This is a genomic window from Paraburkholderia sp. SG-MS1, from assembly GCF_012275575.1.
GTDB lineage: Bacteria > Pseudomonadota > Gammaproteobacteria > Burkholderiales > Burkholderiaceae > Paraburkholderia.
Genome location: NZ_NPIH01000194.1, coordinates 1 through 8438 on the forward strand (window position 1 = coordinate 1; position 8438 = coordinate 8438).

Consider the following 8438-nt stretch of genomic DNA (forward strand, 5'->3'; position numbering starts at 1 on the left):
TTAGGACCGCGCAACGGCGGCAGCGTCGTGGGCATCATCAGCAGGTCGCGCGCGGCGACCATCAGCACCGTCGACGTCGCGCGCGGCAGCAGCGCGAGCGCCGAGCGGCCGGCGCGCTGAGTGCGGCCCGACTTGTCGAGCAGAACGAACGGCAGCTCCGGCAATTGCCATTCCTGCGATGGCACCGCCGGATCACGCGGCGGCAGTAGGACGATCAGCGTGCTCAAAGGCCACTCTCTCTGGGAATTGCGTTGTTCATAGTTGGTCTTGTACCCGCACGATACGCGTAGTGTGAGTCATCGCATCGCGATAGACGAGCGTCGTGCGGTCCACCTCGGCGCGTTCGTGCTGCACGCGGCCGTGGATCAAAAAGTAGTTCGAGTTGACGTCCATCTCGGCCGGATCGATCGCGACCGATTGCACGCCGGCGCCGCGCAACGCGAGCTGCACGTCGCTGACGTTGTGGAAGAACACCGTCGTGCGGCTCGCGACGAAACTTTGCGCAGCCGACTGGCTCATGCCCGGCACGACCGCCGCGATCACTTCGGCCGATGCCGTGTTCATGTTGAGCGCCGTGACGGTCGGCAACACCGTGACGAAGGGGCGCAAGCGCGCGACCATCTCCGGTGTGTAGCCGGGAATGTCGAGCAGCGAATCGACACCGGTCATTTGCAGCGGCGCGACCGCCGCGTTGTCGTCGCCGTCTTCGATGCCGGGTTTGTCGGTGAAGTTGCCGCCGGTGGCACCGCCTTGAATGGTGGGCGTCGCGGATGTCGTCGAGCCGCTGGTGGACGTGACGCTCTGGAAGCGGGTCGCCGACTGCGAGAGACTGTTGCGCACCTGTACGGCGGTGGCTTTCGCGAGCTGGCTGTTCGCGCCGAGCGACACCAGCAGGCGCTGATACGCGCCGATCTGTTCAAGGTTCAGTTGCATCACGCCAGGCGCGGGGCTCGCCACCAGATTGCGCAGATTGAATTTCGCCTGCGCGTCTTCGATCGAACCGGACAGATAGGTTGCCGCGCCTTGCTCGGCACGGACCTCACCGATCTGGCCAAGGAAATCGGACAGGCGCGTCTTCGCGATCGGCACGCCCCACAGTCCGCCGAGATAGGTGATGCCGGCCGACGTATCGCCTTCCGAGCGCAGGATCAGGCGCGTCCAGTCCAATGCGCCGCGCGCGACCCATTGCGCCTGCGAAAGCAGCCGCTGGTTTTCGATCCGGCGAATCTGCACCTGCTGGCGCCAGAGCATGCCCGAGACCAGAATCGCCGATAACGCGACGACCAGCAGCGCGCTGATGATCGCCGCGCCTTGTTCTCGCGCGCGAGATGGCGGGCGTGAAGAAGATGAAAAGCGTCGCGGAGATGAGCAAGAGAATTTCATTTCATTCTCCGACCAGAAAAACCCGCGTCACGGGCCGCGCCAGCGAGCGGGCGCCGACGCTCACTTCGAGCCCCGTCACCGAGCGCGGCAGCGGCGCATTGCCGAGCTGCGGCACCTTCAGGTTATTGTCGGCCTCGGTGATCGCGCTCTGCACGTCTTTCATCTGTGTGGTCCAGCCGAGCTTCGGCACATAGAGCCGCGCGGAGATCACCCCGACACCGCCCATCAACGGCACCGCGCTCCAGCCTTCGCCTTCGCTGCCGCGCAATGCGCGTCGTAATTCGCCTGCATTGGCGAGCGGCGGCGACGCGTAACGGATCACGCGCCCATCGGACACCCGGTAGCGCACCACCTGCAGGCGCGGCGCCGTGCCAGGCAAGTTCATCTGCCGCACGATCTGCAGCGTGTTGCCGGACAGTGAAATCGCTGCCTGCCCGGACTCGTCGTCGGACGCGGCCTGGCGTGCGTCGATCCGCATCTGGTCGAATACCTGCGCAAAGACACGCTCTTCCTCCATCGCGTTCGTGATGGTGGTGCGGCCGCGAATGATCTGGTCGAGCCCCCGCCACGACAGCACGGCGATCACCGCCATGATCGCGATCGCGACGAGCAATTCGATCAGCGTGAAGCCACGCGCGCCCGATCGGCGGCAGCGCTCAGAGCGAGCGGTTGTTTTCATTCGCGACCACCGTGACCATCTGAGCGAGATTGCCGGAACGCCCAGGCATCGTCACCATCACTTCCACACGACGAAACACCGGATTCGGCGTCGCCGTCACATGCTCGGTGCAGATCAATTGCAAATTACCCTGCGAGCAATCGAAACTCGTTTCGCCGACGTTCGGCCACGCATGCGTCAGCCGCAATTGCGCGAGCGTATTGTCCGCGCTCCAGCCGGCCAGCAAGCGTCGGTGCAGATCGGCTTCGCCGCTCGCAAGACTGCCGACCGCGCGCAACGACGCCGATAGCGCCACCGCGATGATCGCAAGCGCGACCAGCACTTCGATCATCGTGAAACCGCGCTGCGCGCGTGCGGCACGCTGACGAGCGGTCCTGCTGCTGCAACGACGCATCTCAGTGCACCTCATAGCGGCCATTGCCGGTGCCGACGATCGTCGCGCGCCCCGCCGCCGAAAACAGCGTGATCTGCACCGGCACGTCGATCGCTTCGGTGCCGAAGACGACGCGGCTCGGCTGCGAATCCGAGCCCGGATAGCTGATCGTCACGCCGGTCACGCCGCCTTCCCACGGACGGGGCCCGAGCAGATCGTCGCGCAGCGGACGCCAGCCATCTTCAGTGCGTTGATCGAACCGGAAGCCGCCCTCGACCGGTTGCCACGCGATGGGACGCGCGCGCACCTGCGCTTCGTCGCCCGCCGATTCGAACAGCAGCGCGAGACGTTGCGCCTCCTCGTTCAGATCGGTGCGCGGATTGCGCGTCATCGTTAGCGCGGTCAACGACACCAGCAGGCCCGCGATGACCAGCACCACCATCATTTCGAGCAGCGTGAAGCCCGCGGCGCGGCGCCGGCTGCCGGCGAGGCGCGAACGACGCGCGCCGGCGCACGCCGCGCGCGGCGGCGAGACCGTACACGGAGTGTCCACAGGGGACTTGCAAGCGGACGTACGCATAGTGCCGGCCACGAAACGATCAACCCAAGATCAAACGACGATGTATCGATAAAGCGCGCGAACATCACTGCAGAGCAGCGCGGGCATTGCGCGCGGGAGAATCAAAAGTCGTGCAGCGCGCCTATTGCCACGAGCCGACATCGGAATCATTGCCTTCGCCGCCGGCCTTGCCGTCCGCGCCGTAACTGAACACGTCGATCTCACCGTGGACGCCCGGATTCAGATACTGATACGTGTTGCCCCACGGATCGTTCGGCAGACGCTCGAGGTAGCCGCCGTCCTTCCAGTTGCTCGGCACCGGGTCGGTGGTCGGCTTTTCGATCAGCGAGCGCAGGCCTTGCTCCTGGGTCGGATAGCGGCCGTTGTCGAGACGATAGAGCTTCAACGCCTGCATCACCGTGCCGATGTCCTGCTTGGCGGCGACCCGGCGCGCTTCGTCCGGACGGCTCATGATTTTCGGCACGATCAGCGCGGCGAGAATGCCCAGAATCGCGATCACGACCATGATTTCGATCAGCGTGAAACCGCGCTGACGACGGCTGCGCGAACCCGCGATAACAGTGCGGCGAGTGGTCGACAGTTGCATAGCTTGCTACCTCTTTTCAGGTGAAATTTTCGACTGGGCGGGATTCGCTGTCAGCTATCAGGCCGCTATTGAACACGCCCGGGCGGTCATTTTAATGTCATGGTGTTGAAGGGTTCCAACGCAACGCAATTTTCACAATAGTCCGTACAATGATGCGCATGAACGCCATCCAAATCCGCCTTCTGTCGCTCGCGCTGTTCGCCGTTTTTTGCGCGACGCTGACCTACTGGGTCATCACGCTCACCACGATGTCCGGCGCGCCGTTGCCCGCGGCGGCCGCGCACGCGCAGGTTTCGACCGACCAGGCCGCCACGCTGTTCGGCGGCCAGCTCACGCGCAGCGCCAACCAGGACGTGCATCTGTTCGGCATCCTCGCCTTGCGCGAAGGCGCCGCGGCCATTGTCAGCGTGGGCGGTGAACCGCCGCATGCGGTGTCGCTCGGCAGCACGCTGATGCAAGGCGCCAAACTTTCCGAGGTCCGGGCCCGCTCGATCATCATCGACCGCAACGGCGCGCACTCCGAAGTCTTTCTGCCCGCCAACGCCGGCGGTCCTACGATCTACGTGCGCTAGACACCGGCGCTGAAGCGAATGCGCGCGGCTTGCGCGCTTTAATCTGGACTGCGCTTTTTGCCCGTGTTTTGCCGGATCAACCGCATCAATCAGCTTGAACCGCTTCAACCCACCTCAACCGATTGCGCGGCGCCCGTCGTCGTCAACCCGACGCCGCGCCATCCGGTCTCTTCCCGCATCACTGCACGAGGTTGTTCAACTCGATGATCGGCAGCATTACCGCCAGCACGATCACCAGCACCACGCCCCCCATCGCCAGAATCAGCAGGGGTTCGAGCAGGCTCGTCAGGAACATCGTGCGGCGCTCCAGTTCGCGCGCCTCGCCGTCGGCCGCACGATCGAGCATGGTCGTCACGTCACCGGTCGCTTCGCCCGAACGGATCAGGTGCACCAGCACCGGCGGAAACGTCTTGGTATTGCCGAGCGCGCGCGATAACGACGTGCCTTCGCGCACGCGCACGATCGCGTCGTCGATGTTCTCGCGCATCGCGTTGTTGCTGAGCGTTTCGGCGGCAGCTTGCAGTGCGCGCAGAATCGGCACGCCCGCTGCGGTCAAAATGCCGAGCGTGCTGGCAAAACGCACGGTGTTATAGCCGCGCACGAGCTTGCCGAGCAGCGGCGCGGTCAGCAGCCAGCGGTCGAACGCGAGGCGCGGGCCCGGTTGCCTGAGCACCGAGCGCACCAGATACGCCACCACCAGCACGCCGATCAGCACCGCCCACCACCAGCTACGCACGAATCCGGACAGCGCCATCATCATCACGGTGAGGATGGGCAGTTGCTGCTTGGTGCTGGCGAACACGTTCACCACCTGCGGCACCACGTAGCTCAACAGAAACGTGACGATGCCGAACGCGATGATCGTCACGATGGTCGGGTACGTGAACGCGAGCACGATCTTCTGTTTGAGCGCGTTGCGTTGCTCGATGTAGTCGGCGAGGCGCGACAGCACCAGCCCGAGCTTGCCGGTGTGTTCACCGGCGGCAACGAGTGCCCGGTAGATTTCGGGGAAGTCTTTCGGATGCTGCGTCAGCGCATTGGCGAGCGAGTGGCCGCCGAGCACTTCGGCGCGAATCGATGCCATCAGCTCGCGGATGTAGTCACGCTCCGATTGCTCGGTGAGCACCGCGAGCGCTTCGTCGAGCGGCAAACCGGCGATCAGCAGACTGGCCAGCTGGCGCGTAAGGATCGCCTGTTCGCGCTGCGACAAACGCCGCCCGAGCGACAGCCGTTGATTGCGCTCGCCGCGCATGCGCGATGCGGCGGGCTCGACGACGAGCGGCGTGAGCCCTTGCGAGCGCAGGTTGGTACGCGCGCTGCGCGCGCTGTCCGCGTCGAGCACGCCTTTTTGCGCCTTGCCCGCCGCGTCGATTGCTTCGAAACGAAATGCCGGCATGCGCTTATGCTCCGCCCGTCACGCGAATCACTTCTTCCAGCGAGGTCAGCCCGGACTCGAGCCAGCGATTCGCATCCTCACGCAACGTACGCATACCTTGCTCGCGGCCGGCCGTGAGAATCTCCGCATCGGCCGCATTGCGGTGAACCAGCGTGCGGATCGACTCGTCGATCAACAACAGTTCGTAGACGCCGCGCCGTCCCGCATAACCGGACTGACCGCATTTGTCGCAGCCCACCGGATGCCAGCGCACGCGCCCGTCGTCCTCGGTGCGCTCTTCGCGGCACACCGGACACAGCCGCCGCACGAGCCGCTGCGCCAGCACGCCGAGCAGCGAGGAGGCGAGCAGATAGGGCTCGACGCCCATGTCGGTCAGACGCGTGACCGCGGAGGCGGCGTCGTTCGTATGCAGCGTGGCCAGCACGAGGTGGCCGGTGAGCGACGCCTGCACCGCGATCTGCGCCGTTTCGAGGTCGCGGATTTCACCGATCATGATGACGTCCGGGTCCTGCCGCAGAATCGAGCGCAACGCGCGAGCGAAGGTCATGCCGATCCGCTCGTTGACCTGCGTCTGGCCGATGCCGGAAAGGTCGTATTCGATCGGATCTTCGACCGTCATGATGTTCGTCGTGGCCGTCTCGAGCCGCGACATCGCCGCATACAGCGTGGTCGTTTTGCCGGAGCCGGTTGGACCCGTCACCAACACGATGCCGTGCGGCTTGCCGATCAGCTTGTCGAACTTGACGAGCGTGTCGGGCGCCATACCGAGCGCTTCGAGGTTCAAACGCGACGCGTCTTTTTCCAGCAGACGCAGCACCGCGCGCTCGCCGTGACCGGTCGGCAGCGTCGAGACGCGCACGTCGACCGGACGCCCACCGACGCGCAACGTGATACGGCCGTCCTGCGGCAAGCGTTTCTCCGCGATGTCGAGCTGCGCCATGATCTTGATCCGCGAAATCAGCGCGCCGTGTAGCGCTTTCTTCGGGCGCACGACATCGCGCAGCGTGCCGTCGACCCGGAAGCGCACCACGGAAGCATTCTCGAACGGCTCGATGTGGATATCCGACGCCTGTTCGCGCGCCGCCTGCGTGAGCAGCGCGTTGATCATGCGGATGATCGGCGCGTCGTCTTCGGATTCCAGCAGATCCTCGACCTCGGGGATGTCCTGCATCAAACGTGACAAATCGACTTCGCCTTCCACTTCACCGACCACCTGCGCGGCGCTGCCGTCCTGGCGCGCATACGCCTGGTTGATCGCCTGCGCGAGTTCGTCGGCAGGCAAACGTACAACCGACACCGCGCCGAAGTTGCGCGTGATTTCGGCGAGCGCGGCTTCGCTGGTGCGCTCGCTGATCCACACTTCGAGGCTGTCCGCGTGCTGATGCGCGACCAGAATCTGGCCGCTGCGCGCGAAGCCGTACGGCACGAGCCGCGCGGCGAGTGGGGAGGGCGCGGCGCGCTCGCCGTTGGCGGGGTCGCCGCCCGGCGCGCGGGGCGCGGTTTGCGCGGGCGCCTGAATCACGGACGCGCTCCCGGTGATGCGGTGGTCGGCTCCGTGCCGGTCGTCGGATAAGGCGCGGTGACCGGCTGCGGGGCGGTTTGCAGCACCGGCTGCGGGCTCGACGGCGGCACGGCCTGCGGCACTTGCTGCGGCACTTGCTGCGGCGCTTGCGGCGCCGCCTGCTGACGGCGCATCTGGTTCAGATCGAACAGGTTCATCGCGGGCGGCACGCCCTGACTCGGGCCGAGCGGCATCGGCGGCATCACCGGATCGTCCTTGTCCCTCATCACGTTGTTGTCCGACCGGTACGCACCCTGCACGCCCTGGATGTAGTCGTAACGGTTCGACGTCACGGCCTGCGCGGTATCGCGGTCGTTGATGATCACCGGGCGCAGAAATACCATCAGGTTCGTCTTCTCGCGCGTCTTCTGTTCGGAGCGGAACAGCTGACCGAGCCACGGAATGTCGCCGAGCAACGGCACCTTGCTGTTGCTGACCTGGTAGTTGTCCTGCATCAAACCGCCCAGCACGATGATCTCGCCGTTGTCGGCGAGCACCGTCGACTGGATCGAGCGCTTCGTGAACTCCGGGCCCGACGGGTTGGTCGTCGCGTTGGTCGTGCCGTTCACGATCGCCGAGTCTTCGGTGTAGAGCTGCAGCTTCAGAATGCCGCCGTCGGTGATCTGCGGCTTCACGTGCAGCGTCAGACCGACGTCGACGCGGTCGAACGTGTTGAACGCCGCGCTCGTGGCGCCGCTCGTGAGGTTGGAATACGAACCCGTTTGAATCGGCACGTTCGTCCCGACGACGATCTTCGCTTCTTCGTTGTCGAGCGTGATCAGGTTAGGCGTGGACAGCACGTTCGCGTCGGAGTTTTGCGACAGCGCTTGCAGCAGCGCGCCGAGCCCTTGTACGCCGAAAATGTTGTGAATCCAGCCGACGTTCAGGCCCTGCTGCAAAGTCCCGCCGCCGAGCGCCGTGGCAAGGCCGCCGGTGGTGCCGGCCGCCGCGGCGGCCGCCGTCAGGTTGATGATGCTGTTGCTCGAACCGGTCGACAGATTGGTGCCGGCGAACAGCGAGTTGTTCGCGATCTGCCACTGAATGCCCAGGTTGCCGCTCGTGTTCGAGTTCAACTCGACGATCAGCGCTTCGATGTAGACCTGCGGGCGGCGTGCGTCGAGCTGGTCGATCACCGCGCGCAGATTGCGGTACACCGGCTCGGCCGCCGTGATGATCAGCGAGTTGGTGGCAGAGTCCGCCTGGATCATGCCGCCGGCCTGGTTGTCGTCGCCCTTGTCTTTGTCGCCACCGAGCAGGCCGCTGGAACCAGAGGCATTGTTGCCGCCCGAGCCGCTGCCGGTCAGCGGC

The 8438-nt window shown here is 65.2% G+C and carries 10 protein-coding genes; 1 reads left to right on the plus strand and 9 read right to left on the minus strand.

The genetic code is table 11. The annotated features are described in order from the left end of the window. The 6 genes from gspL to gspG all read right to left on the minus strand — a co-directional run. Positions 1-227 (minus strand): type II secretion system protein GspL (gene gspL, locus CIC12_RS14875; protein WP_238812620.1); only part of this gene is annotated, 227 nt, incomplete at its 3' end. A 28-nt stretch (positions 228-255) separates the two neighbouring features. Next, the gene (gspK, locus tag CIC12_RS14880; protein WP_168664852.1) at positions 256-1383 is read right to left on the minus strand and encodes a type II secretion system minor pseudopilin GspK; all 1128 of its coding nucleotides are present in this window, start codon (positions 1381-1383) and stop codon (positions 256-258) included. Position 1384: 1 nt separating this feature from the next. After that, complete coding sequence (locus CIC12_RS14885) at positions 1385-2062, minus strand: PulJ/GspJ family protein (protein WP_168664853.1); 678 nt, start codon at positions 2060-2062, stop codon at positions 1385-1387. Beyond that, positions 2040-2456 carry a type II secretion system minor pseudopilin GspI gene (gene gspI, locus CIC12_RS14890; RefSeq protein ID WP_168664854.1) on the minus strand — a complete coding sequence of 139 codons (417 nt, stop codon included), beginning with the start codon at positions 2454-2456 and terminating at the stop codon, positions 2040-2042. The genes CIC12_RS14885 and gspI overlap by 23 nt, the downstream gene beginning before the upstream one ends. A 1-nt stretch (position 2457) precedes the next feature. Continuing rightward, positions 2458-3015, minus strand: coding sequence for a GspH/FimT family pseudopilin (locus CIC12_RS14895; RefSeq protein ID WP_168664855.1), 558 nt, complete (start codon positions 3013-3015; stop codon positions 2458-2460). A gap of 121 nt (positions 3016-3136) precedes the next feature. Beyond that, positions 3137-3601 (minus strand): type II secretion system major pseudopilin GspG, encoded by a 465-nt coding sequence (gspG, locus tag CIC12_RS14900; RefSeq protein ID WP_168664856.1) that lies wholly within the window; start codon positions 3599-3601, stop codon positions 3137-3139. A gap of 158 nt (positions 3602-3759) precedes the next feature. Between gspG and CIC12_RS14905 the strand changes: the two genes are divergently transcribed. Beyond that, positions 3760-4173 (plus strand): type II secretion system protein N, encoded by a 414-nt coding sequence (locus CIC12_RS14905; RefSeq protein ID WP_168664857.1) that lies wholly within the window; start codon positions 3760-3762, stop codon positions 4171-4173. A 178-nt stretch (positions 4174-4351) separates the two neighbouring features. Here CIC12_RS14905 and gspF read toward each other — a convergent pair whose 3' ends face one another. The 3 genes from gspF to gspD form a co-directional block, all read right to left on the minus strand. Beyond that, positions 4352-5569: a type II secretion system inner membrane protein GspF gene (gene gspF, locus CIC12_RS14910; protein ID WP_168664858.1), complete on the minus strand. Its 1218-nt coding sequence runs from the start codon at positions 5567-5569 to the stop codon at positions 4352-4354. A gap of 4 nt (positions 5570-5573) precedes the next feature. Further along, positions 5574-7091 (minus strand): type II secretion system ATPase GspE, encoded by a 1518-nt coding sequence (gene gspE, locus CIC12_RS14915; protein ID WP_168664859.1) that lies wholly within the window; start codon positions 7089-7091, stop codon positions 5574-5576. After that, the coding region (gene gspD / locus CIC12_RS14920; RefSeq protein ID WP_168664860.1) for a type II secretion system secretin GspD at positions 7088-8438 on the minus strand (1351 nt) is incomplete at its 5' end. The genes gspD and gspE, both read right to left, overlap by 4 nt.

What these genes read in the sequence shown, in the direction of transcription:
- gspK (WP_168664852.1), bottom strand. Translation starts at nt 1,383, where the DNA reads ATGAAATTCTCTTGCTCATCTCCGCGACGCTTTTCATCTTCTTCACGC.
- CIC12_RS14885 (WP_168664853.1), bottom strand. Translation starts at nt 2,062, where the DNA reads ATGAAAACAACCGCTCGCTCTGAGCGCTGCCGCCGATCGGGCGCGCGT.
- gspI (WP_168664854.1), bottom strand. Translation starts at nt 2,456, where the DNA reads ATGCGTCGTTGCAGCAGCAGGACCGCTCGTCAGCGTGCCGCACGCGCG.
- CIC12_RS14895 (WP_168664855.1), bottom strand. Translation starts at nt 3,015, where the DNA reads ATGCGTACGTCCGCTTGCAAGTCCCCTGTGGACACTCCGTGTACGGTC.
- gspG (WP_168664856.1), bottom strand. Translation starts at nt 3,601, where the DNA reads ATGCAACTGTCGACCACTCGCCGCACTGTTATCGCGGGTTCGCGCAGC.
- CIC12_RS14905 (WP_168664857.1), top strand. Translation starts at nt 3,760, where the DNA reads ATGAACGCCATCCAAATCCGCCTTCTGTCGCTCGCGCTGTTCGCCGTT.
- gspF (WP_168664858.1), bottom strand. Translation starts at nt 5,569, where the DNA reads ATGCCGGCATTTCGTTTCGAAGCAATCGACGCGGCGGGCAAGGCGCAA.